The organism is Porphyromonas sp. COT-108 OH2963, from assembly GCF_000768895.1.
GTDB classification, from domain to species: domain Bacteria; phylum Bacteroidota; class Bacteroidia; order Bacteroidales; family Porphyromonadaceae; genus Porphyromonas_A; species Porphyromonas_A canoris.
In genome coordinates, this window is record NZ_JRAP01000012.1 from 77,662 (window position 1) to 103,138 (window position 25,477).

A 25,477-nucleotide genomic window follows, 5' to 3' on the forward strand; every position below is an offset into this window, starting at 1 on the left:
CCATTCAAAGCTTGAATAGTGCAAACCAAGATCCGGTTTTCACTTTTTATCCTGTTCAGGAGAGAAAATAAACAGGATCAAACCATCTTTTGAAAGGCTATATCGCAACTCTTTCATTCCATGAGAACAGAAGCGTACCGCTTATGGTCCGAAACCGATACCGGCTCAATCTTTCACCTAACACTTATCCCCAATGAGCAACTTTTTAGTAGATAAATTTGCAGACATCCTCATTCTCCGCTACGATGTCGATAGCTTCTCGAAGCTGTCCCGCAGGAGAAAACTCTATCTCTACTTCCTCTCCGAAGCTACCCTTAGAGGACGAGACATTCTGTTCGATCAACACCATCCGTACAACCTGTTCCTCCGAGAGGCTGTCTCCGAAATGGTCGCAGCTGCGAACCCGGATACGGAAAGAGAAGAATACGATGCTCTACTCTGCTACTACAAGCAAATCCTTTTCACTTCCGGTATTCATCACCATTACAGTGAGAGAAAACACGAACCGCTTTTCAGCCCTCGTTACCTCTTCTTACTGTGGGAAAAGATTGATGAGAACAGGCGCAACGAATGGAGAGATAGCGGTTTCGATAAAGAGTTGCTGCTCGAATACATCTTCAATAAAGAGTTCGCTCCCATAAGAACAGCCGAAAACGTGGAAGAATCATCGGTAAACTTCTACGACAAAGGCATCACCACAGAAGAGGTCGAAGCGTTCTATTCCGCCCGCTCCAAAGATCCGGAACTCTCTCCGGGACTGCAAAGCAAGCTCAGGAAAGATGCCGACAACAACCTCTATGAAGAGACATACAGCACCTCCGGCAGATATGCTCCGGCTCTTAAACGGATAGTCTCCGCCCTTCGAGCAGCATACTTCTATGCCGAAACAGACCGGGAGAAAGCGATCATAGAAAAGCTCACGACCTACTATAGGAGTGGAGCGGATGAAGATTTCAGAGCATATTCTTTGGCTTGGCTCAATCACTCCCCCGACAAAACCGATGTCGACTTCATCAATGGCTTTATAGAGACTTATCAAGACCCCTTGGGAAGAAAAGCCACATGGGAAGGTCTGGTACAGCTTTACGACAGAGAGGCTTCTCGACGCACGAAGCTGCTATCCGATAATGCCCGTTGGTTCGAGGAGCACAGCCCGGTCAGCCCGGCACATCGTAAGCCAGAAGTGAAAGGCATTCAGGCTTCCGTCATAGAAGCATTGATGTTGGGAGGCGACTGCTACCCGGCATCTCCTCTCGGAATCAACCTTCCCAACAACAACACCATAAGAGAGAGATACGGCTCCAAGTCCGTTACCCTGTCGAACATATCCCATGCAGTGGATAGCACGCTCTACTCCGGAGAGTATCTCGAAAGCTTCTTCCTGAAAGAAGAGGTAAGGAGACGGATCATGACATTCGGCTCTCTGACCAATGATCTCCATACCGATCTTCACGAGTGTCTTGGTCACGGTTCCGGAAGACTCGAAGAGGGCGTATCGGAAGATGCCCTTAAAGAGTGGAGCGCAACCATAGAAGAGGCACGGGCAGACCTGTATGCGTTGTACTATATTGCAGATCCGAAGCTGGTAGAGATGGGGCTTCTTCCGGAAGATGCTTATAAGGCACAGTACGACCTATATGTTACCGGCGGAGCCATTATTCAGCTTGCCCGTCTGAAACAAGGGGAGAAGATACAGGAGTCGCACATGAGAAACAGAGCGCTCATCGCCCGATACCTGCTAGACAAATGCGGGGCGGACTGTTTGGAACTAAAGCAAAACGAAGCAGGAGATTTCTTTATAGAGATTCACTCATACACGAAGCTGAGAGAGAATATAGGGCATCTGCTCTACCGGATACAAGAGATCAAGAGCAAAGGGTTATACGAAGAGGCGGAGAAGATTATACGTACATACGCCACGGATGTCCCGTCCGAGATATACGTTTCTGCAAAAAAACGCTTCGATGCACTGCGATTATCCCCATTCAAAGGGTTTATCAATCCGAGAATGGAAGCGCGATATTCGTCCGACGGAAGCGTGGAGGAGTTTACGCTGGATACGTCCGAGACCTATCTGGAACAGATGAACAGATACAACAAAGTATACAGAACACTTCCTCTGTGTAACGACAGTCCGAACAGTGCAAAGAGTCGGACACTGGAGCTTGGCAGGTATCACGACACCTTCAAACAGCTCAGAAGAAGACTGCATAATGCTATGGATGGCGTTGTGGCAGAGAGCATGAGAAAAGGTGGTATCGAACATAGAACGAACTTCGGTGTTACCCTGTTTCGTCTGAAAGAGATAGCCAAGACGATGGAGCCGGATCCGGAGCTGATAGAACTGCTAAGGTATCAGAAAGAGGTGCGCGAGTTTCCTCTGCTATCCATTTTCATGCTGCAAGGCCAAGAGCTTGACTATCTCCAAGCAGTAGAGAGATGCGGAGATGTGGAGACATTGGAAGAGGCGGAGCAGCTCGTTCGCGAACTGGTTGTTCACCAATCTTACGTCTACACTCTCGTTGATGATCTGTTGTATACGCCTCATCACGATGGCATTGTGGCTTCCATTCCACACCTGCTATTGGCTCAGTCAAGTATGCAAAAGCGTGTGATGCCTCCTGCTTCCACCCTCGAAAAGTGGATCGAAAGGGTAAAACACGCCATCTGTTCAGAGGTGGTTTCGGAGACGGAACAGGTACTCATCTTACGCTGTTTGGAGAAACTTTCAGACCTAAATCCCTCTTTTGCAAAAGAGTGCCGTACACATCTCGAAAGCTATCTCCATGCAGACAATCCTTTTGCCTCGGAGATAGATTCCATTCTTCGTTTCTTTGCGGAAGAATAGTTATATTTGTATCACAATACGAACAACCTCAAATACGTTATGCAGCAAGTAGATGTTCTTTTAGGTCTCCAATGGGGAGACGAAGGAAAAGGCAAAATAGTGGACGTTCTTACGCCCAAATATGATTTGGTAGCACGCTTTCAAGGAGGTCCTAATGCCGGACACACTTTGGAGTTTGAAGGTAAGAAATATGTCCTGCGCTCTATTCCTTCCGGCATATTTCAAGGTAACAAGATCAACATCATAGGCAATGGCGTGGTGTTGGATCCCATATTGTTCAAGCAAGAAGCAGAAGCACTGATGGAGTCGGGGCACGATATTCGGAGGTGTCTGTATATTTCGCGCAAAGCTCATCTCATACTCCCCACTCACCGTTTATTGGATCAAGCCAGAGAAGCAGCAAAAGGAGCCGGAAAGATCGGTACTACCGGCAAAGGCATAGGCCCCACTTATACGGATAAGATAAGTCGTAACGGATTGCGAGTAGGCGACATCGAACTTGATATTAAAGCGAAATACGATAAGATTAAGAGCGATCACTTCAAGATCTTGGCGGCTCTGCACTACGTGCAAGATACGGCTGCGATGGACAAAGAGTGGTTCGATGCAATAGAGTTTCTAAAGAGTTTTCGCTTCATAGACAGCGAGTTTTTCATCAACGATGCCTTACGGAACGACAAAGCGATACTTGCAGAAGGAGCTCAAGGCACGTTGCTGGATATAGATTTCGGTTCATATCCGTTCGTTACATCCTCTAATACTGTGACGGCAGGCGCTTGTACCGGACTGGGAGTCTCTCCAAAAAGAATCGGGAAAGTATTCGGCATCTTCAAGGCATACTGTACACGAGTTGGAAGCGGCCCGTTCCCGACAGAGCTTCATGACGCTACCGGCGAGGAGATGTGCCGTAAAGGCAATGAGTTTGGCTCGGTAACGGGAAGAAAAAGACGCTGTGGCTGGCTCGACCTTGTGGCTCTACGCTACTCCGTGATGCTTAATGGCGTGACAGACTTAATCATGATGAAGAGCGATGTACTCGATATGTTTGAGGAGATCAACGTCTGTACATCCTACATCATAGACGGTAAAGAGACAGACCAGTTCCCATTCTCCGCTGAAATGGATATTACTCCTGTCTACAAAATCTTCGATGGCTGGCAGGAAGATATGACGAAAGTAGAAAAAGAAGAGGAGTTTCCGGCTGCATTCAAGACCTATCTGAACTTCATAGAAGAGTATCTGGGAGTCTCTATCTCTGTGGTTTCCGTGGGACCTGATCGCAAGCAGACGATCCTGAGAAAAGGTTTCATGTCCGAAAAGTAACTCTTACACGGAAAACCCTTGCATATATCCTCAACTATATCTAACTTTGGCGAAGCACGCAGAAGGTGCTTTCAGTAGGAAATACAAATAACAATTTAGATACAAGTACTATGGAACAAAAGAAAACGCCTCGTGCGAATCTTGAGAGTCGCAAGTCGACATTCTTCCTAATGGGGCTTGTAGTAGCACTCTCAGCCGTATTCACAGCATTTGAATGGGGCAAAAGAGATCTTGTTTTTAACGAGATTGCTACGGTCAGTACCTTTATAGAAGAAGAAGAGATCGAGATTACGCCTCCTGAAGAAACGCCTCCACCCGAACTGCCACCGCCTGATACAAAAGTGGTTGCAGATATTATCAACGTAGTGGAAGACGAAGTAAAGGTAGAAAACCAAGAGCTTCTCAGCGTGGATGATGCCTTGAACAAAGTTCAGGAAGTAACATTTACTCCTCCTCCTGCATCTGTTCGTAAGGTAGAGCAAGCGAGTGAAGAGATCCACGACTTTGTGGAAGAAGATCCTGAATTCCCCGGTGGTAACAACAAGATTCGCCCTTGGTTGGCAAGCAAGTTGGTTTATCCTCAAATCGCAGCAGACAATGGAATCCAAGGACGTGTTCGTGTAGGATTCGTTGTAAACAAGGACGGTTCTATCGTGGATGTTCATATCGTTACAGGTATCGAGCCTTCTCTGGACAAAGAAGCGATGCGCGTAGTGAAGCAAATGCCTAAATGGAAACCGGGCAAGCAAGCAGGTCTTCCGGTGCGTTGCCGTTACGAAGTAACAGTAATATTCCAGCTACAGAACGCTTAAGAATATAAAGACAGACATAAAAGAGACACAGCTAAACGACAAAATCTGATGGCTGTGTCTCTTTTCTTATATGAAACAATAGATAAAAGAGAAGCAAAAACTTTTGTTTTTTATTATCTTTGCCGACAGAGGGGGTCTTTGTAAAGCCAAAACTAAAAAAATCGTACAACTTTACCTCCAAAGATTCTCAAAGAGTTTAGATATCTGCTTCTGAAGAATGATAACAACCGGAGAGGCAGCAAGTATTAACATCAAAAACAGAAAGATTAGAATGGGTTTAATTAAAGAATTCAAAGAATTTGCCGTTAAAGGTAACGTAGTAGACATGGCAGTAGGTATCATCATCGGTGGAGCTTTTGGAAAAATTGTTTCATCGCTTGTAAACGATGTTATCATGCCTCCGATAGGTAAGCTGCTCGGTGGAGTCAACTTTACAGACCTAAAGGTTGTCATCTCTCAAGCAGTCATGGAAGGAGAACAAGTGCTTGCAGAAGAAGTGGCTATCAGGTACGGAGCTTTCATCCAGACCGTTGTGGACTTCCTCATCATTGCTTTTGTCATCTTCTTGATGATTAAAGGCATGAACTCTCTTCGCAAGAAAGAAGAAGCTGCACCGGCCGAACCGGCAGCGCCACCGGCAGATATTCTGCTTCTCACAGAGATCAGAGATCTTCTTCGCAAGGAAAACCGCTAAGGCAAAAAGCCGTGCTACCTCTGCGTATCACCTCAAAAAAATACAGAGACAACCACTTGGGGCTCAAAGCATCCGAGTGGTTGTCTCTCTTTTTTGACGATAAAGAGAAGATCTATCCTGCCGACAAAAGAGATCGTACCTATTCAAAAAATCCTCTATACAGGGATAAATGTTGCTCTAATCGTTTACAGAGATTGAAATCACGATTCGGGTTGCAGAAATCAAGGCTTGCTTTCCACAAATCGCATCTTGATTTTCGGCGACCAAAGCATGATTTTTAGTTTTATACCTGTCAAAAGCAACTTATATCCCTATTCAAATAACTTTTTGAACAGGTCAAAACAATATTTTCAGAGAAGAAAAGGAGAGAAGAAACAGCTAAAAATCGTCCGCAAAAAGGAGACCATCAAGAGCCGAACCCGACCAAACAAGAGAGCAGAGAGCAGAAAGAGACAAACCAAAAGCAAATCTCATGGAAATCAGACTGCACAAATAGCTCATTTTTATGAAGAAAGTAGCCTTGATGTATGAATTTTAATAGTAAAAAATTGTATCTTTGCCAATCAAAGTGCCCGTGCGTCAAACCACGGCATACGTCTGAAAAGATTGAGCAAACGAATAAAATTTAATAACATAATCACAAACAGATGCAAAACAAAGGTTTAGTCAAGATTGTAGCTCTCCTTATGGTGGTCCTCAGTGCGTGGTATCTCTCGTTTACTTTCGTATCGAGCAGATATACTTCTGCGGCAAAGGAGTATGCTCAAGGCGATCCAATGAAAGAGATCAGATACTTGGATTCGCTCTCTAACAAGACAGTGTGGTTCGGACACACACTAAAAGAAGTACGTGCCCAAGAGATCGGATTGGGTCTTGACCTCAAAGGGGGTATGAACGTAGTGCTTGAGCTCAATCAGGCAGACGTGCTACGCTCACTCTCCGGTAACAGCCAAGATCCCAACTTCCTAAAGGCTATCGAAGAAGCAAACAAGAAAAAGACTCAAAGCCAAAAGGACTTTGTAACGCTCTTTATCGAAGAGTTTCACAAAGCGGATCCGGGTGCGAGACTTGCTGCTATCTTTAGCACGCTCGAACTAAAGGACAGAATCCCAACCACTGCATCCGATTCAGACGTAGAAAAAGTACTTAGAAGCGAAGTGAACGATGCGATAGACAGCTCTTTCAAGGTGCTTCGTAACCGTATCGACCGCTTCGGGGTTGTGGCTCCAAACATCCAAAGATTGGAGAACAACAGCCGTATCCTTATAGAGCTTCCGGGTATCAAAGAGCCGGAACGTGTACGTAAACTTCTTCAAGGTGCTGCGAACCTTGAGTTTTGGGAAACAGCGGATATGTCTGAAGTGTTCCGCCCTCTTCTCAATGCAAACGATGCTCTTGCTGCTCTCAACAAGCGTGGAAGCAGGCAAGAAGTAGAGACACCGGCAGAAGTGGCTGCTCCAGAAGCAGAAGCGGAAACCGCTCCGGCAGAAACGGAAGCAGCTCCGGCAGAAGCAGACAGCACAGATCTTAGCCAACAGGTTCAAGCTCAATCCGGAACAGAGTCGCAACTATCTGCAGAAGATCAAAAGAGAGACAATCCTCTCCTTTCTGTTCTTTCTCTAAACGCCAACGTAAATGGTCAAGCCGCTCCCGGTGCTATCGTCGGATATGCTCAGGCAGCAGATATGGCGATGATAGACTCTCTTCTTTCCATACCGGAAGTGAAGGCTCAACTCCCTCGCAATATCTATCTGAGATGGTCTGCAAAACCTTATTCCGAAGAAGGCAAAGTGTATGCACTATATGCACTTAAAAGCTCTAAAAGGGATGGTTCGGCAGCTCTATCGGGTGAGGTTGTAACAGAAGCTCGTGCAGAAGTAAACAACCACGTGGGTAGAAGCGATGTCGGAGTATCTATGCACATGAACAATGAAGGTGCTAAGCAGTGGGCTCGTCTTACTCGCGACAATGTAGGAAAGCAGGTTGCCATCGTTCTTGATGGTCTTGTATATTCTGCTCCGGTAGTAAATGGTGAAATTCCTAACGGTGTTTCCAGCATCACAGGTAACTTTACACCGGACGAAGCAAACGACCTTGCCAACACACTCAAGAGTGGTAAGATGGCTGCTTCTGTAGATATAGTACAAGAAGATATTATCGGTCCTTCTCTTGGTAAAGAGGCTATCAAGGCAGGTATTATCTCGTTTGTCATAGCTCTTATCATCCTTATGCTTTATATGTGTTTGGTTTACGGCTTGCTTCCGGGTATGGTTGTGAATCTTGCACTGGTATTGAACTTCTTCTTTACTCTCGGTATCTTGGCTTCTCTTCATGCCGTACTCACACTTGCAGGTATTGCCGGTCTTGTGCTTACGCTTGCTATGGCGGTGGATGCCAACGTACTTATCTTCGAGCGTATCAAGGAAGAGCTTGCCGCCGGAAAGAATATGCAACGCTCCATCAAGGATGGTTACGGCAATGCGTTCTCCGCTATTATCGACTCCAACGTTACCACTATCATCACAGGTATCATCCTGTTTATGTTCGGTACCGGTCCTATTCGCGGTTTCGCTACAACACTTGTTGTGGGTCTTATCTGTTCGTTCATTACGGCGGTGTTTATCACTCGTCTTATATTTGAAGCTCTTGCTAAGAGAGGGAAGATGGACAAAACAACCTTCACGACAGCGATTTCAAAGAACTTCCTCAAGAATCCTTCTGTCAACTTCCTTGCTAAAAGAAAGATTTCTGCCACTGTATTCGGACTTCTTATCGCTGCCGGTATCGCGGCGTTGGCGACTATCGGACTTAATGCGGGTATCGACTTTACAGGTGGTCGTAACTATATCGTGAAGTTTGATAAGAATGTTTCGACAGCGGAAGTAGCATCTATGTTGAACGACGAACTTGCCGGCAATGTACGTGTAATCAATATCGGTACTCCGGATCAAGTGCGTATCTCTACCAACTATCGTATCACAGATACTAACCCGAATACGGATGAAGAGATCGAGAAGCTTGTATTTGAAGGCGTGAAAAGCCTTCTTCCGGAAGGAACATCCTTCGATACTTTTGTAGACAAGTATGTACAAAGCTCACAAAAGGTAGGAGCAACCATGGCGGATGACATTCAAAGAGATGCTCTTATTGCCGTGGCAATATCTCTTATCTTCATGGCTCTCTATATCCTTATACGTTTCCGCGACATTGCATTCTCCGCAGGAGCATTCGTCTCAGTAACGGTAAATACATTCTCTATCATAGCTCTGTATGCTATTCTTTGGAAGATCATGCCATTCTCTATGGAGGTCGACACAACGTTCATAGCGGCGTTATTGGCTATCATTGGTTACTCTATCAATGACACTGTGGTAGTCTTCGACCGTATCCGTGAGGTATCGGGCATCTATCCGAACAAGAATAAGAGAGAAGTATTCAACAATGCGTTGAACTCTACACTTGCTCGTACAATCAATACATCTCTTACAACACTTATCACCATCATTGTTATCTTCATCCTTGGAGGTCCTACAATCCGAAGCTTTACATTTGCAATGATCCTCGGAGTGGTGATCGGTACTATCAGTACACTCTTTGTTGCTTCGCCGATAGCATACCTGATCGCAAGCAGAAAAGAGAGAAACAAAGAAGAGAAGTAAGCACAACCGATAACCCGACTCTCCTTATAAAGGAGATCGAATACATAGAGAGGCTTCCTAAGACAGACTTAGGAAGCCTCTTTGCTTCTACTCTTATCACAATCAGGAGCATCCAAAACAAATTGCAAATATTTATGTACCTTTGGTAGAGCTTATATGAGCCTTTTATACAATGGTTTTGTGTATGGACTCTCTCCGTTGAAGATTTTCGGGAAAGAGGTTAAGGCTTTGTATTATAACGAATCGGCAACAGAACAATGAATAAAGATATACTGAAAAATAAACCTCTAAAAACGTGGATTAAGTTCTCCATCGTCCTCATTCTATACATTCTATTCTGCATTTGGGTGGGTTCTCCCTGGCTCTGGCCGGGTGTACTCCTGATCATAGACGGCTATATCACCAAGAAGATCAACTGGCGTTGGTGGAAGTCGTCCAAGAATCCCAAAGTGGTGAGTGCGATGAAGCTATTGGAAGATATCGTTGTGGTGGTCTTCTCGGTGCATGTCTTCTTCCTGTTTTTCTTTCAAAACTATCAGATTCCTACCTCTTCTTTGGAGAAGAGTTACCTTGTAGGAGACTATCTGTTGGTGTCCAAATTGAGCTACGGACCTCGTATGCCGCAGACTCTTATCTCGTTCCCCATCATACACAACACCTTCCTTTGGGGAGGAAAGAGCTATTTGGACAAACCGCAAGCAGAGTATCGCCGTTTGAAGGGATTCGGTTCAGTCAAACGCAATGATATCGTTGTCTTCAACTTTCCGGCGGGAGATACCATAGCCCTTAAAGAGCAAAATCCGGACTACTATACACTGGTAAACACATATGGCAGACAGTATCTCCGAGAGAACAAAGAGAGATTCGGGGAGATCATTTACAGACCTGTGGATAAGCGCGAACACTATGTCAAAAGGTGCATAGGCTTACCCGGCGACTCTCTTGAAGTGAGAAACAATGACGTCTATATCAATGGAGAGAGAATCAAAGACCCGAAAAATCTGCAACACACTTACTATATTCAGACAGACGGAAGAGTCATACCGGAACAGCTGCTTGATGATCTCAAGATCTCTATGGATGATCGCAAGGTGTTGTTGGACGGTTCGGAGCCACAAAACTTCGGCTTCTTCCAATATCTGAAGCTGGATACCTTATCGAATGGAAGCTACGGACTGATCCATCAGCTGCCGTTGACTCAAGAGATGGTAAAGCAGATCAAAGCAGTCTCCTCCGTTAAGAATGTGGTTATAGAGCCTTCTCCCTCCGCAGAAGACGATCCGACCTATCCTGTGGACATGAAAAAATCGTGGACAAGAGACAACTACGGTCCTATCTGGATACCTAAAAAGGGAGCGACTATCAATCTCACTTTGGAAAATCTCCCCCTATACATCCGTTGCATACACAACTTCGAGGGACACATTGTCGCTGTAAAAGAGGGTCGCATATTCATTGACGGAGTGGTCTCGGATACTTATACTTTCGAGATGGACTACTACTTCATGATGGGAGATAACAGACATCGCAGTGCCGACTCCCGTGCATGGGGATTTGTACCTGAGGATCACATCGTGGGTTCACCCGTTTGGGTTTGGCTCTCACTCGATAAGGACAAAGGCTTATTCAGTGGAAAGATTCGCTGGAACAGGTTTCTCCTTCCGGCATCCAAGATAGAATAAACGGAATAACAATATATGGCTCGGAGCGGAAAGCAGAAAGATAGATCTACCAAACGTAGAACGGTCAAGATCTCTATCGGAGTTCTTACCTTGCTCTCTGCGCTTCTGCTCATAAGAGTATTTGTTTGGGAGCCGGTCCGTGTGCATAGAAGCGGTGGAGACAATGCTTCGGGGAGTTCATGGATACTCATACAGAAAAGATTTTACGACCCTCTGAAGAGAGGCGATGCCGTGATCTTCACTCCCGTCGAGTCTCCTTCAAGAGAAAAGCTCTATGGCTATATCGTGGAGGTCAAGAGAGATCCGGAACATCCCGAAATCCTTTATTATGGTATCTCCAACGAGTCGGATCCCAGGAGCAAAGCGATTTCCATCCATCGGTTGTGGTGGTGTCCACCTTCGCACATCGTGGGTAAAGCGGTTGCCTTTATACCCTTTTGACAGCAAAAATAAAAGTCTGCCCCCGAAAGGAGCAGACTTTTTTATTTCTACAAATCGCTATTCCTCTTATCTTATCAGTACCAAAGAGACGAAGCCGATCACTATGGCAATGGTAAAACTGGCTAATGTTCCGATGAGGACATACTCTGTCGTCTTGATCTCTTTAGCCTTGCTCAGATCCCCAAAGCGGAAGACGGACTTTGCCGCAAGCAGAAATCCCACACCCTCGATATGATTGGTCAAGATAAACGTGAGGATGAGTATCCGCTCCAGATAGCCTATGAATTCGCCGGCATTGGGAAGACTTGCCTCTTCCGCCTCTTTGCTCCACCTGTGGAAAAACATACTCAACACGATGGAAGTAGGTTTAAGTACCAGCAGATAAGCTATGGCAACGATCCAGAAGCCGGAAGAGATCTCATACTCTTCCAACCATTCGCACAAAGTATCCGTTCCGCCAAACAGGAAGCCCCATATCAAAAGCAGCACAGCCAGGTGTAGCAGCTGGTCTATAAAGAACGACCACGCATTTTCCCGCATAAAGGCAGACTTCAGATAGTCTATACCCAAATGAGAGACAAAGATAATGGAGGGAACGATCCACTCATCCCACTCCTGCAAGAGCAGGTAGGCCACCACCGTATGGATGAAAGAGTGTAGTAGCAGATAGCTCCACTTCCCTACTCCGGGTAGTCTCTTTCCAATGCAGATCTTCTTAGGCTGGAAAGCAAAGTCGGCAAGAAGATGCGCTAAAAGCAGTTTCAACAGAATATCCCAACTCATAGCATCTTCTCTTTTATGATCTTTTTCGACCGGTTAATATAGAGAGCCATAAGGTTTTCCTTACCTGCTCTCAACAGTTTTCCCACATTTTGCGAGCTCATTCCCATACTCATCGCCATCTCTTTTTGGGTCGAGCCATAGAGCAGAGAGGAATAGAGAGCCTTTGCCTGCGATATAGTCCATCGGGAGATGATGTCATCCGCAAAAGCCGTACTCACTTCCAGCTCTTCGTTCAGCTCTTCCCAGCGGGTCTTTACCGTAAGTCTCCGCTTCCCTATATCGTCCAGCTCCCTGCCGGAAAAGTGAAAAGCCTCCCCGTCGGAAAGCACCACTTTGTCCGACAGATAGGATACCTCTCCTATTCCGATAGCCAAACGCACATCCCAAGCCCGCTTTAGCCTTTCGGGTGTCTGCCCTTTGATGCCGGCACGGAGAAGCACTGCCATCTTCACTGCTTCCTCCGGATGCTCCACAACAATCTGAAAACTGTCCCCTCTGAAAAACTCCATCTTGGCGGGCGAGAGGGTATCTCTCAACTCCTCTACTATTCCATTGAGCATCTCCAACAGAATATCCCGATACTCTCCGCGTATTGCCGAAGAAGTAACAATATCTCCCGTTATGACTCCCCTTATATCCATACAATCTGCTTTTAGGTAAATAGTAAAACAAAGATAGGTTTTAGCCGTCAGAAAAACAACCATTTTCGGTTGTATTCTTAAAAACAACCGTTTTTGGTTGTAATCGTAAAAACAACCATTTTCGGTTGTAAAATCATCCGTTTAAGCGGTTCATAAAAGCGGATTTTCCTGATATTTCAACCGCTCTCAAGGGAGCTTTTATATAAAAATGAAGTCCTCAAAAAGCCTTTCAAAACCTCTTGCTTCAAGAGCTTTTTCCGATGACCATCTTCTCTGAAAGATCTTAGAACATTGGCAATCAATATTCTACAAATTTTTCAATCCTGAGATTTTTTTCCTCCCGATCGGTTTCATGCCCCGTTTTCGAGTTAATAGAAGCAAATTTTAACACCCTATTATGTAAACAAACTCTAATGCACTTTTGGGGCAAAAAACGGCAAAAAAGAGGGCAAAAAGTACAAAACACTATCTATCAACACTATAAGCAAAAATTCCAAACACGTTAATCGAATCCGGTAAACGTGTTTAATGAAATCGGTAAACGTGTTCGTTGAAAAATTAAACACGTTAAGCCGAAACAATATGCTCGTTTANTTAATCGAATCCGGTAAACGTGTTTAATGAAATCGGTAAACGTGTTCGTTGAAAAATTAAACACGTTAAGCCGAAACAATATGCTCGTTTACTGTTTTCGCTTAACAGGTATCGGAAATTGTGTTAATAAAATGGGGCGAATTTAACAATTCGCTCGTGCTCTGAAAACGACCCCTCTGATCAAAATAGAGAGACCAAAAAAAAGAAGGTATTTTTCGGGATGGAATATATAAAAATGGAGCCGGCAAGAGAGGGAAAAAAGGAGAAGAAAAAAGAGAGCTCCGAAAAAATTTTTCTTCTCATTCCTCAAAGAGAAAACGGACAAAACAAACACTTACACTCCTCAACAAAAAATAGTATCTTTGTAAAGAAGCCCAAGGGCGCAGACGGAAACATATTACCCAACCATAGAAACCTCAAAATTCGGACATGAAAAGGTACATGGACTCTCTTCTCTATTTGGCAGTATCGCTTCTTGCGATATCAGGCTTGTCTTCTTGCACGGATATGAAACGGTCTCCATTCGATTCCACCGGAAAGTCTCGCGAAATGATCGTTGTGTTGCCTGTTAATGAGGCGGAAGGGGAGGCTCTCAAGGAGTTCAGCAGAGAGGTTTTCGATGAGCCGGTTCCTTTGCTTCCTCAACCGGAGGCATCGGTCGATCTCTCTTTTACATCACAGAACAATTTCACCACAATCTTTAAGGCGTATCGGAATATCCTTATCTATGATATAGATCCGAACAGATACACCCAAGGCGTTTTGCGGTTGTCGAGAAACGTTTGGGCTAAAGGGCAGAATGTCTACACGGCACAAAGTCCGGACCTCGTTACCGCCAAAGCTCTCATCAGACTGCAAGCACCCAAAATCATGGAAGAGGTGTACCGCTCGGATGTCCTCAGACATATTACGGATTTGGAGCGGACATACAGTAGCAAGTTTGCCAAAGAGGTGGAGAAGTATATCGGTGAGGTTACGATAAATGCACCGGTAGAGATGAAGTGGACAAGGGTCAATAACGGATTTGTCTGGGCTACCGATCAGGGCGTAGGCAATCGCGGACGGATGGATATGGTGGTCTACACTTTCCCCTATACGGATGTCAATACTTTCGAGACCTCTTATCTGATCCACAAACGAGACTCCATCATGCGCCAGTGGATGCCGGGAGAGTACAAAGACTCTTATATGCAGACAGAGCATCGCGCAGATCCCATGGCGGTAAAAGGAGAAGTGAACGGTACAGCACGTGTAATCCTGCGCGGTCTCTGGAATATGCACGGAGATATGATGGGAGGACCTTTCGTGATGCACGCGATGGTGCACCCGAACGGCAAGGAGGTCTTGGTGGCAGAAGCGTTTGTGTATGCACCGGAAGTAAGAAAAAAGAGATTGATGCTCCTGAACGAGTCGGCACTCTACACGCTAAGGCTCGCAGGCGATAAGATAGAATACGGCAAACTGTTTCCCAAAGCACCCGTCATAGCTCCTTATAAGATAGAGGGCGAGAAAGCTCAAGAGGGTGAGACTTCGGAGAAGTAGTTTGTAAATATCATGGTTCAAAGACAACACAATGAGCAACAACAAAATAAAAATAGGAATCACCCCCGGAGATCCCAACGGTGTGGGCTACGAAGTGGTGATAAAAACACTTTTAGACAACTCTATTCTGGATCTGCATACACCCATTCTGTATGCCAATCCCAAAATATTTTCATTCTACAAGAAGAGCTTAGACCCGGACAATACGATACAGTACCATCTCATCCAATCGGCAGAAGAGGCAGAGCCTAATATCGTAAACATCGTGCCGACATCGGGAGAAGGAGATGACAACTTCAGGGTCAATCCCGGCTCTGCGGATATTGCCGCCGGCTCTTTTGCGGTAGCATCCCTCCTCGCAGCCAAGCGAGACCTCGATGCCGGACATATCAAGTGTATCGTTACAGGCCCTATCGACAAATATACTGCTCACCATGAAGCGTTTCCTTTCAAAGGGCATACGGAGTTTCTTACCTCCCATTTTGCCACGATCGAAAACAAATCTCTGATGCTCATGGTAGCCGGAGAGAATATCGTTGCCCCGGTAACCAATCACATTCCTCTACGCTATGTACCGGAAGCACTATCGGTAAATCTGATCGTCGAAAAGTGTATCCTGCTGGACATGGCACTGAGAAGAGACTTCGGAATAGTGAAACCGCAGATCGCCATACTGGCTCTCAATCCTCATGCAGGCGAGAACGGACTTCTCGGTAGAGAGGAGATAGAGATCATCGGACCGGCTATCGAGACGCTGTTCAACGAGCATCAGATACACGCTTTCGGGCCTTTCTCTCCGGACGGATACTGGGGAAACAGTATGGATGAAAAGTTTGATGCAACGCTCTGTATGTATCACGATCAGGCTTTGATACCGTTTAAGATCAAACATATGCAGGTTGGAGTCAATTTCACATCAGGTCTCAACATCGTGCGTACCTCGCCCGACCATGGTACTGCCTACGATATAGCCGGTAGCGGAACAGCGGATGAGACCTCTTTCCGAAACGCTCTCTATCTTGCCATAGACGTCTATCACAACAGAGAAAGGTTTGACGAAGCTGTGCGAAATCCGCTCAGAAAAACATTCTACGATAAAGGAAAAGATATTGGTCTGGAAGACTTGCAGACAAAAATGGAGGATGAGGAGTGAAACATCCCCAATGAAGCAAGAGACATCAGTTAACCTCTAAAGTATAAGAACTATGTTTAAGAACAAGAACATCGTGTACACCTCCGGAACATTCGATATGTTCCACTACAATCATCTGCGTATGATAAACTACGCGAGAGCTCTTGCCGATATCCTTATAGTGGGTGTCAGCACGGACGAATTGGTGAAGAGTTATAAGGCGCCCCCCGTAATCCCTTTCAACGAACGGATGCAGATCATCGAAGCTCTAAAGACACCGGACATTGTTATCCCGCAACACTCTTTGGACCATACGGAGCTGGTAAAGAAGCTGAATATAGATGCTTTCGTGGTGGGAGACGATTGGACAGGCAAGTATGACTATCTGCGAGATCTCGGAGTACAGGTGTTCTACTTCCCATACGGCACCGGCGTCTCTTCGACAAGTATCAAGCAGTCTATCCAACAATCTTATGAGGCAAGCTTGAACACTGCCAGACAACACAAACCGGAGAAGATCAACAAAGGATAAAAGCATTGGAGTATGAAGACCATACTGATCACAGGGGGGACAAAGGGTATCGGCTTGGCTGTGGCTCGTGCTCTGCTCCCCTCTGCAGACCGAATGATCCTGACTTACGGAGCGGATAAAGAGAGAGCGGAAGCGGTAAAAGCAGAACTGGAGGCCGAACATCCTCACCTGAAACAACTTCTGGTGCTTTCGAGCGATATAGAAGCTCCGGGATCTGCAAAGGTATTGGCGGATAAGCTAAAGGAAATGAACGTCATTCCGGACGCCGTCGTCCTCAATGCCGGAGTAACCAACAGAACCTCTTTTTGGGATATAGAGGAGGAGGATTGGATGAAAGTCTTGCAGGGCAATCTGCTCTACAACATCATGCTGATCCGTCATTTCGGCAAGCTCATGCCGAAAGGTTCTTGCTTCGTAGCCACCGGATCTCTCATGGGACTGCACCCCCACTCCGTCTCTATCCCCTATGGAGTATCCAAGAGCAGCCTTCATGCATTGGTCAAAAACATGGTAAAGGAGCTTTCTCCCTTAGGTATCAGGATCAATGGCGTGATCCCCGGATTCATAGACACGGAGTGGCAAAAGAACAAACCTCTTGAGGTGAGAAGAAGTATAGAGAGCAAGATTGCACTGCAAAGGTTTGCGACACCCGATGAGATAGCCAAAATCTACAAAATGATGGTGGAAACGGACTATCTCAACGGAGAACTCATAGTGGTAGATGGCGGATACAGCTACCGGTAATTAAAATGATCCTTTATGTTAGATATCGAAAAAGAGGATATTCCTTCAGGTACATCCAAAAAGGATTACCTTGCATCTCTGAAGTCCATAGAGACTGAGAATAAAATTGATAGAGTATTCTATCGCAAGGTAGGATATAAAATAGCCGTGGCTCTTGTACCTACGGGTGTTTCTCCGAATACTGTAACCATTATCAGTATCCTTATAGGAGTGCTTTGCGGTCCTATGATATACTTCTCCTCAGAGAATTATATTTGGGGGCTGTTCGGTATTGCATTCCTTGTCATAGCCAATATTCTCGACTGCGTGGACGGTCAGCTTTCTCGCCTTACGGGCAAGAAAAGCAATATCGGCCGTATTCTGGACGGGATTGCAGGTGATTTGTGGTTCTTCTCTATCTATGTGGGGATCTCCATGAGGCTGGTAGCCGAACATCATACATCTATATTCTACATCTTTGCAGCCCTTTCTCTGGTATCGCATCTATCGCAAGCGGCATTGACGGACTACTATAAAACACTGCATCTTCTCTTTATCAGTCCGGAAAAAGGAGCAGAGTTTGACGATATCGAGAGCATCAACAGAAAGTACAATGATATGGAACCGGGACTGAACAAGCTGTTCTTCTGGTTCTACAAGTACTATACCACTGCTCAAATGACAGCAACACCCAAGCTGCAAAAGATGGTCGAAACAGTACGGAGAAAGTTCAAAGGCTTCAGACTGCCCGAAGAAGAGAGTCTGCGATTCCGTAAAGGGAGTATGATAGTCATGAAGCTGATAGATCTGCTCACGTTCAACGGACGTTCCATAGTGCTTTTCATTGCCATCTTACTCCAACAGCTCTGGATCTATCTCGCTTATGAGATCGTGGCTTTGAATATTGTACTCTTCACCAGTCGCCTCCAACACGAAACGTTATGCGAGTTCTATACCGAGTATATAGAAAATAAGTACAAGAATGAAAGAGATTGATCCCATAGTTTTACACCAGGAGGATATAGAAGAGATGCTGAAAGAGGTGATATCCAATCACTCTGCCAAGTGGCTCACTCCTCGTTTGATGTCTATACTCAAGATTAACAATATCAACAATGTTCACGCCCGTAACTGCCATTTTAGAGGTCCGGCGTTTGCTCACGCCATTCTCAAAGATGAAGATATCAATGTCAGTTACAAGCTGCATGGCGCAGAACATCTGGACAATATCCCTGATGGGGCTTTCTTTTCAGTCTCTAATCATCCTTTCGGAGGGCTGGATGGCATAATGCTTCTTGATATTCTGGGGCAGAGAAGAGCAGATTACAAGATGCTTGTAAATAGCTTCCTGAGCAAGATTGGAGCGATGAACGACAGCTTCATTCCCACGCATCCTCTTATGAGACATAGGGAAGACAAGTATGACCCATCGAAGAACATCAGTGGCGTGATGCAGGTTAAGACGAGGATTTCAGAGGGGCATCCTATCGGGCTGTTCCCTGCCGGAGGAATCTCCAGATGGTCTTGGAAAAGATTTCAAATCGTCGAACAACTTTGGAAACCGAGTGCCATCCGTCTGATACGTGCCGCCAACGTTCCCGTTCTTCCGGTCTATTTTGAAGGACGAAACTCTCTGTTGTATAACATCTTCGGGATGATCAACCTGAAGATGCAGGTTGTCAGGATTCCTTGCGAGATTTTCAACAAAAAAGGAAAGACAATATCCATACACATCCGTCCGGTCATAGAACCGTCCGAGTGGCAATACATTGAAAGCGATACGGAGTTGGCAAAATTTTTTCACGATAAAACCGTACACTCTTCCACATAAAATACTTCACCAAAAACAGCATGACAAAACAATCGAACAAACTTAAAGCGTACCGTAAAGAGGGTATATTCTATATTGCACTTATTCTTGCCACTGCTTTACTCTTTGGTTGGATAAGCAGATATACGGATGCCGGACTGTCTCAAGCCGTCGAGAGCCAAGACAACGAGAGTGCGTTTTCTGTTTTTACAGGTTTTGTCAAGCATCATGCCGCGTCCGACTTCGGACTCATGCTGCTTCAGATCATTGTCATTCTGGTTGTGGCAAGAGGATTTGCATGGCTCTTTACAAAAGTAGGACAGCCTGCCGTCATCGGAGAGATCATTGCAGGTATTGCATTGGGTCCTTCTATCTTAGGGCTTATAGCCCCCGGCTTGTTCACCAAACTCTTTCCGGTAGAAAGCATAGACAGCATTGCGCTGTTGAGTCAGTTCGGTCTCATCCTCTTCATGTTCGTTATAGGGATGGAGCTTGATCTGTCCGAAATAAAAAAGAGATTCAGACAGACCGTCGTCATATCCCATGCCGGCATCATCATACCTTTTATACTTGGAGCGGTGGCGGCAGTAGGGCTGTACGGACGATACGCTTCGGAAGAGACTCCTCTGCTTCCGTTTGTGCTTTTCATCGGTATTTCGATGAGCATTACCGCTTTTCCCGTCCTTGCACGTATCCTTCAAGAGCGAGGGGAAATGAAGAGTAACCTCGGCATCATCACACTTGCAAGTGCCGCCAATGGTGATATTACCGCATGGTGTCTCCTTGCAATGATCTTAGCCATCTCCCAAGCAGGATCGGCTGCCAGCATTGTCTTCACCTTATTATTTGCTGCACTCTATCTTTTAGCCATGTTCCTGCTCATCAAACCACTCTTTAAGGTTATCGGGAATGCCTATACCAATACGGAGATTGTAGGCAAAGGCGTGGTCTCTCTACTCTTTCTCACCATGCTGGTCTCCGCTTATGTTACCGAGCTTCTTGGGCTTCATGCTCTTTTCGGAGCATTTATAGCCGGAGTGATTATGCCCGAAGATCACAAGTTCCGTCGCATTATTACCGAAAAGGTGGAAGACGTAGCGCACTCTATCTTCCTGCCTCTGTTCTTTGTCGTATCCGGCTTACGGACAGAGATCGGTCTCCTCAACAGCTGGGAGTTGTGGTTTGTAACACTGCTTCTCATCCTTGTGGCGGTGGTAGGTAAACTTGGTGGTTCTTACATCGCAGCCAGGGTTGTGGGAGAGAATGTCAAGGATAGCCTCTATCTCGGAATACTGATGAACACCAGAGGTCTTATGGAACTTGTGGTGCTCACCATGGGGTTAGAGCTGGGCATCATCCCTCCCGTTGTTTTTGCCATGCTTGTTCTCATGACTTTGGTAACCACTTTCATGACCACTCCGACAGTATCTCTCATAGACGCCATCTACAAACGAATAGAAAAAGTAAAGCAGAAACGCATTGCCGGAGTGCTGCATGTCTTCTTCTCTTTTGGACGGACAGAGACCGGTATGGCTATGATCTACACCCTGCACAGCCTCCTCAAAAAGAGGGTGCATAGCGCCGACATCATGGCTCTGCACATGACTGTCGGAAGTGATATAAACCCTATTCAGGCAAGCGCATTCAAGGAAGCGAGCTTCAAAGAGCTGAACAGCTACAAAAAAGAAAACGATATTAAGGTGGAAGAGCTGTATGAAGTCACGGACAATCCCGTTAAGACCATACTGAAACGATCCGAAGAGAGCGAGGCGCAGCTGCTTCTCGTCGGTGTCGGACACAATCTATCTGCCCACCCGGACGATAAACAGGTAAGATACCTGGAGGATAAATACAAAGCAAAATTCAAGCTGGGCTCTCCCATCCTTACCGCTCTGTTCAACACCCAACTCCTTCGAGAGAAGACCTCTATCTTCATCAAAGAGCACAAGGGTAATGTCGGTGTGTTGATGGACAAGGGCTTCAAATCCGTCTCCGACAGAGTTCTCATTATCAAGGAAAGCCCTGAAGCATCGGAGCAGACCCGTGAAAGATACCAAAAGCTCATATCCGCCCTTGCAGATGCAAGCTTTGTCCGCTCTGCGGTAGAGTTTTCATCATTGGAAGCAAAAGAGGATGAGCTGAAAAAGTATGACCTTGTAGTTCTGTCGCAAACCACTTGGGAGAAACACTTTGAAGCCTCTCCCGCTCTCATACAACAGCTACCTACCACTCTTATTCTATATCCTAAATCCGACATATAGTAAGCCATGTTAAAGATCTTCGACAGAGAACACATACGCAATATAGAGGAAAATGCCAGAACCGGTTCCAAGATCATCTCTACCAGTACGCTGTATGAGACGATGGGGAATGCGTTTTGTAACCAGTTCAACAGAATGTTCAACGACCAGCGCAAAGTGATTGTCTTTGCCGGTCCATCCCAAAATGGTGCCATCGCACTTGCCATCGCTCGCATACTGTTCAGCATGAACAGAAGTGTGGATGCCTTTCTCCTCAATCCGGGACTCTCTTTAAGCGAAGAGGTTACAATCAATAAAACCAAGCTCCAACAGTGCGGATGTTACTTCATGGAGTTCAACTCCTCCTTCCGTCCACCCCGTCTTTCCGAAAACGACATCGTGATAGACGGACTCTTCGGATCCGAATTGGAAGTCCCCATAGAGGGGGATATGGAGCACGTGGTACACTATCTCAACAGCAAGGCACACACTATCGTCTCGGTGGATATGCCCTCAGGTCTGTTCGCCCAAGACAATTCGCACAACAATCCGGACAATATCATCCGTGCTCATCACACCTTTACGTTCCATGGGGCAAAGCTCTCTCTCCTCCTCTCGGACAACGAAAAGTATGTGGGCAAATGGCGTGTGATCAACTGCGGATTGGAAGAAGATCATCCGCAGAAGAATATCAAGAACTTCATATTTACCACTTCGGACTTAGACAACAACCTGGACTCCAGAGGCACGTTCTGCGACAAAAGAGATTTTGGACACGTTGCCCTCATAGCAGGATCGCAAGGAATGATGGGAGCAGCTATACTTGGAGCCAAAGCGTGTATGCGTACAGGCAGCGGACTCATCACGGTACACGTGCCGCAGGGAAAAGATAATCTCATCCATACCACTATCCCTGAAGCGATCGTGGAAACAGATAAAAGCCCCACTCACTTCACGGAGATACGAAACGTGAATAAGTATTCCGCCATAGCGATAGGACCCGGACTGGGAACACAGTTCGAGAGTGCCGCCGCCATGGAAAGCCTGCTGAACCAGTACAAGAAGCCCATTATCATAGATGCCGATGCCATCAACATTCTGGCAAGTAACCCTACACTGCTCAACCTGCTCACGCCCGACTCTATCCTAACTCCGCATAAAAGGGAGCTGGACAGGCTGGTGGGGGAGTCCGGTTCAGACTATGAGCGGCTCCGGAAAGCCTCGGCATTTGCACAGAAACACAGGGTCTACGTAGTGGTCAAAGGTGCATACACCGCTACGTGTCTGCCTCAAGGAGTGATCATCTTTAACCAAACCGGTAATCCCGGAATGGCTACGGCAGGATCGGGCGATGTGCTTACGGGAATGATGTTAAGCTTTTTGGGACAAGGGTTTGACTCCCTTACCTCTGCCGTCTTTGCGGTATTCATACACGGATATGCAGGGGACAGATATGCCGAATCCAACTGTCAGGAAAGTCTCTTAGCCTCGGACATCATAGATTATATTCCTGTGGTGTTCAAGCACTTCAAGAAGTTGCAAAACTATTACTGATCCATTCAGCCCCATAACGAAGAGGGTGTAGCCGAACAGTAGATCGGCTACACCCTCTTCTCTTTTTATATCCTTCCGAACAGAGACGGCACACATTTTTTCCGGCATGACACTACCTTAAAATCTCGTGAAAATTCTCTCCTTTTTCTCCACCTGAAACAAACTTTTCGGTGGGAGCTTTTATATAAAAACGGAGGGTGGTCTCCGCGGCTTCTCACATGAGATTTTGGGATAAATTTTCCTTTTTTGAAGAAGTCATTTTAAGGCAACTTCTTTGTTTACAACCTGGTACAACGCAATCGCGAATTTGGGAAAAATTTTTTCTCAGTCCGTTTGATGGGGCTTTTCGCGTTAATAGGTGTGAATTTTAACACTGCCTTATATGAATAAATCTTAATATACTTTTCTACCCCAAAACAGTAAAAAAGAGAGCAAAAAGCATAAAACACTAACTATCAACACCATAAGTAAAAATTCTAAACACTTTAATCGAATCCGGTAAACGTATTAAATGAAATGGGTAAACGTGTTCATTGAAAAATTAAACACGTTAAGCCGAAGCAATATGCTCGTTTAGCGTTTTGGGTAAACAGGTATCGGAATTTATGTTAATAAAACAGGCTGATTTAACAAATCCGGATCCCCTCTAAAAACAGGGTGGTCGATCAAAATAGAGAGCCGAAAAAAGTGAGCATTTTTCGGTATGAAATATATAAAAATCCTCTCACAACAGAGGGTTCTGAAGGAGAGGAATACGAGCTAAATCCGTATGGCTGTCCGGTAAAAACATCGGGAAAGGGAAAGGTGCGTGCTGTTCCGGAAGATCATCCGGCAGGGGCTGCCGCTCCTCCCACTCTTGATACTGTCGTACCAAAGGATGAGGACGAAGTGCATCAGGATCGAAAAAAGAGGTATCCGCCTTCTCCTGCCACACGGTATCAAGAAGACGAAAACCTCTCTTATTATAATAAGGTATAAGATCTTCGTTTGCCGGTATAAGTATCGCCTCGCATCTGCCCCACTCTTCCTGCCGGCTCTTTAGCGCAAAGGTCAAAAGGCTGCTCATCAGCCCCTCTCCTCTTCGGGAGGAGTCTGTAACAAGAGCATAGAGATAGGCAACGGGAGGAGCATCGGCTGGCTCCACATAGAGGTACGGTACGGCTTGCAGTGCTGCCACAACGCGGTCTGTTGCCCCATCCACTGCAACAAAAGAGGTCTGCAAAGGGATGGCAACACACTCTATAAAGTGAGAGAAAAGAGAGTGATAAGGTCCGAAAGCCTCCGTCATAAGCTCTACCATCTCCCGACAGTGCGGATGGCTCATCCACGATATATCGGCAGGAACGCAGTAGAAAGAGATTGAGGAGGCAGAGCTATCAGACATCGGTGTGGACTATGACAATGTTTTTCTCCAAAAGTATATCCGGCTTGTAGGAGAGTTTAGCCTTTCTCAACCCCTCTATTCCCAGGTCTTCTTCCCTGTTGATATAGGTATATTGTTCCGGGATATGCCGGGCAAACTCACGGTTGATCATTGCAAACGCTTCCGGGATGGCAGGATCCGCCTTTTCGATGCTGACGTCAAAAGTGTTGCAGTTAATAGGCATCCCCATACTAAAAGCCACGATAAAGCCATTCACTCTTATGGCTCCACCGGTAAGTCCGATGGCTTCTTTCTCTCTCAAAGAGCGGCAGATGATCTCTCTCTCGGCATTGATTTCGTCCGTTTTACCGCTAAGGGCAAACCACTTGTTCTCCAACTCCATGCACTCCATTGCGTTGGAGGCGGTGATGGGTTCATAGATATAGTCCGGATAAGTCCTTTCAAACTTATTGATGTGATTACGTTTGGACTGCAACTTTTTCCCGGAAAGAGAGCACAATTTTTCTCTTTCGTATATATAGTCGTAGTAGTCTCTGTTCGGGAGCAGGCGGTATCTGTTGGGCAGGATCTCGTCCAACAGCTTCAAAGAAGGCTCCGTGATGCTCATCAGAAGGAGATGCTCGCCATTGGTACAGCAGTCGCACATCATGTCTGCAAATACATCTTTCAGGCTCTCGACCTCTCCGATGGGCATGAGGTACGCAGGTCTTGTACCGCCATCCGTCATGAAACGGACGACCATGGCTCCTTTATGAAAAGCAATCTGTGTTTTATAATGGCTGCTCCAATTGTATAGGTTGGCAAAACTAAGGTCGCAATTCTGGTACGGAGACCCCGATACAACCTGTTGTATGCGCTCTTTATCTTGTAATGTTATGGGATGGAAGGCTATCTTCATTCGTTATCTTTTATAGAATAACTTTCAAAATCAGGCACAAAGATAGTGGTTATTATTGCCTTATCCAACAATATTTTGTATCTTTGCACCCGTTACGCTAAAAACAGATATTCCACATCCAAACACTCCGAAGGAGGTGAGTGTTAGGCCGTAAAGTTTGCAAGAGTCAGAAAAAAGTGCTTACT

Annotated in this window: 19 protein-coding genes; 15 read left to right on the forward strand and 4 right to left on the reverse strand. The window is 45.8% G+C overall.

Annotated features, from left to right (window positions below; genetic code table 11):
• The first annotated feature begins 193 nt into the window (after window positions 1–193).
• The 7 genes from HQ39_RS06845 to HQ39_RS06880 all read left to right on the forward strand — a co-directional run bounded on the left by HQ39_RS06845 (window position 194) and on the right by HQ39_RS06880 (window position 11,459).
• Window positions 194–2,848: a dipeptidyl-peptidase 3 family protein gene (locus tag HQ39_RS06845; RefSeq protein ID WP_052079523.1), complete on the forward strand. Its 2,655-nt coding sequence runs from the start codon at window positions 194–196 to the stop codon at window positions 2,846–2,848.
• A gap of 39 nt (window positions 2,849–2,887) precedes the next feature.
• Window positions 2,888–4,171 carry an adenylosuccinate synthase gene (locus HQ39_RS06850; RefSeq protein ID WP_036844793.1) on the forward strand — a complete coding sequence of 428 codons (1,284 nt, stop codon included), beginning with the start codon at window positions 2,888–2,890 and terminating at the stop codon, window positions 4,169–4,171.
• 110 nt (window positions 4,172–4,281) lie between these two features.
• Window positions 4,282–4,983 carry an energy transducer TonB gene (locus HQ39_RS06855; RefSeq protein WP_036789989.1) on the forward strand — a complete coding sequence of 234 codons (702 nt, stop codon included), beginning with the start codon at window positions 4,282–4,284 and terminating at the stop codon, window positions 4,981–4,983.
• Window positions 4,984–5,254: 271 nt separating this feature from the next.
• Window positions 5,255–5,677, forward strand: coding sequence for a large-conductance mechanosensitive channel protein MscL (gene mscL / locus HQ39_RS06860; protein WP_036865109.1), 423 nt, complete (start codon window positions 5,255–5,257; stop codon window positions 5,675–5,677).
• Window positions 5,678–6,324: 647 nt separating this feature from the next.
• A complete protein-coding gene (gene secDF / locus HQ39_RS06870; protein WP_036844783.1) occupies window positions 6,325–9,336 on the forward strand; it encodes a protein translocase subunit SecDF in 3,012 nt (1,003 codons plus the stop codon).
• Window positions 9,337–9,608: 272 nt separating this feature from the next.
• The gene (gene lepB / locus HQ39_RS06875) at window positions 9,609–11,018 is read left to right on the forward strand and encodes a signal peptidase I (protein WP_410524596.1); all 1,410 of its coding nucleotides are present in this window, start codon (window positions 9,609–9,611) and stop codon (window positions 11,016–11,018) included.
• Window positions 11,019–11,033: 15 nt separating this feature from the next.
• A complete protein-coding gene (locus HQ39_RS06880) occupies window positions 11,034–11,459 on the forward strand; it encodes a hypothetical protein (protein WP_036864918.1) in 426 nt (141 codons plus the stop codon).
• 66 nt (window positions 11,460–11,525) lie between these two features.
• Here the strand turns inward: HQ39_RS06880 and HQ39_RS06885 are convergent, their stop codons facing one another.
• Together HQ39_RS06885 and HQ39_RS06890 are read right to left on the reverse strand one after the other, a co-directional pair.
• Window positions 11,526–12,242: a DUF3307 domain-containing protein gene (locus tag HQ39_RS06885; RefSeq protein ID WP_036864921.1), complete on the reverse strand. Its 717-nt coding sequence runs from the start codon at window positions 12,240–12,242 to the stop codon at window positions 11,526–11,528.
• Window positions 12,239–12,883, reverse strand: coding sequence for a hypothetical protein (locus HQ39_RS06890; protein ID WP_036844771.1), 645 nt, complete (start codon window positions 12,881–12,883; stop codon window positions 12,239–12,241). The genes HQ39_RS06885 and HQ39_RS06890 overlap by 4 nt, the downstream gene beginning before the upstream one ends.
• A gap of 1,023 nt (window positions 12,884–13,906) precedes the next feature.
• On the opposite strand from HQ39_RS06890, the gene HQ39_RS06900 reads away from it, so the two are divergent.
• From HQ39_RS06900 to HQ39_RS06935, 8 genes are read left to right on the forward strand one after another with little or no spacing between them, the layout of a single operon-like run.
• A complete protein-coding gene (locus tag HQ39_RS06900; RefSeq protein ID WP_052079524.1) occupies window positions 13,907–15,019 on the forward strand; it encodes a DUF4837 family protein in 1,113 nt (370 codons plus the stop codon).
• 31 nt (window positions 15,020–15,050) lie between these two features.
• Window positions 15,051–16,172 (forward strand): 4-hydroxythreonine-4-phosphate dehydrogenase PdxA, encoded by a 1,122-nt coding sequence (gene pdxA, locus HQ39_RS06905; RefSeq protein ID WP_036789962.1) that lies wholly within the window; start codon window positions 15,051–15,053, stop codon window positions 16,170–16,172.
• A gap of 52 nt (window positions 16,173–16,224) precedes the next feature.
• Window positions 16,225–16,683 (forward strand): adenylyltransferase/cytidyltransferase family protein, encoded by a 459-nt coding sequence (locus tag HQ39_RS06910; protein ID WP_036789959.1) that lies wholly within the window; start codon window positions 16,225–16,227, stop codon window positions 16,681–16,683.
• Window positions 16,684–16,695: 12 nt separating this feature from the next.
• Window positions 16,696–17,427, forward strand: coding sequence for an SDR family NAD(P)-dependent oxidoreductase (locus tag HQ39_RS06915; protein WP_036844753.1), 732 nt, complete (start codon window positions 16,696–16,698; stop codon window positions 17,425–17,427).
• Between the two features lie 15 nt (window positions 17,428–17,442).
• Window positions 17,443–18,402 (forward strand): CDP-alcohol phosphatidyltransferase family protein, encoded by a 960-nt coding sequence (locus tag HQ39_RS06920; protein ID WP_052079525.1) that lies wholly within the window; start codon window positions 17,443–17,445, stop codon window positions 18,400–18,402.
• Complete coding sequence (locus HQ39_RS06925; RefSeq protein WP_036864924.1) at window positions 18,389–19,237, forward strand: 1-acyl-sn-glycerol-3-phosphate acyltransferase; 849 nt, start codon at window positions 18,389–18,391, stop codon at window positions 19,235–19,237. Before HQ39_RS06920 ends, HQ39_RS06925 begins: the two co-directional genes overlap by 14 nt.
• Window positions 19,238–19,257: 20 nt before the next feature.
• Entirely contained in the window at window positions 19,258–21,477 is a 2,220-nt protein-coding gene (locus tag HQ39_RS06930; protein ID WP_052079526.1) for a cation:proton antiporter, read from the forward strand.
• Window positions 21,478–21,483: 6 nt separating this feature from the next.
• Window positions 21,484–23,010, forward strand: a complete 1,527-nt coding sequence (locus tag HQ39_RS06935; RefSeq protein ID WP_036864925.1) for an NAD(P)H-hydrate dehydratase — start codon at window positions 21,484–21,486, stop codon at window positions 23,008–23,010.
• Between the two features lie 724 nt (window positions 23,011–23,734).
• On the opposite strand, the gene HQ39_RS06940 is transcribed toward HQ39_RS06935, so the two are convergent.
• Together HQ39_RS06940 and HQ39_RS06945 are read right to left on the reverse strand one after the other, a co-directional pair.
• Entirely contained in the window at window positions 23,735–24,394 is a 660-nt protein-coding gene (locus tag HQ39_RS06940) for a GNAT family N-acetyltransferase (RefSeq protein WP_036864927.1), read from the reverse strand.
• Complete coding sequence (locus HQ39_RS06945; protein WP_036864929.1) at window positions 24,387–25,292, reverse strand: DUF2156 domain-containing protein; 906 nt, start codon at window positions 25,290–25,292, stop codon at window positions 24,387–24,389. The genes HQ39_RS06940 and HQ39_RS06945 overlap by 8 nt, the downstream gene beginning before the upstream one ends.
• Window positions 25,293–25,477: the final 185 nt, after the last annotated feature.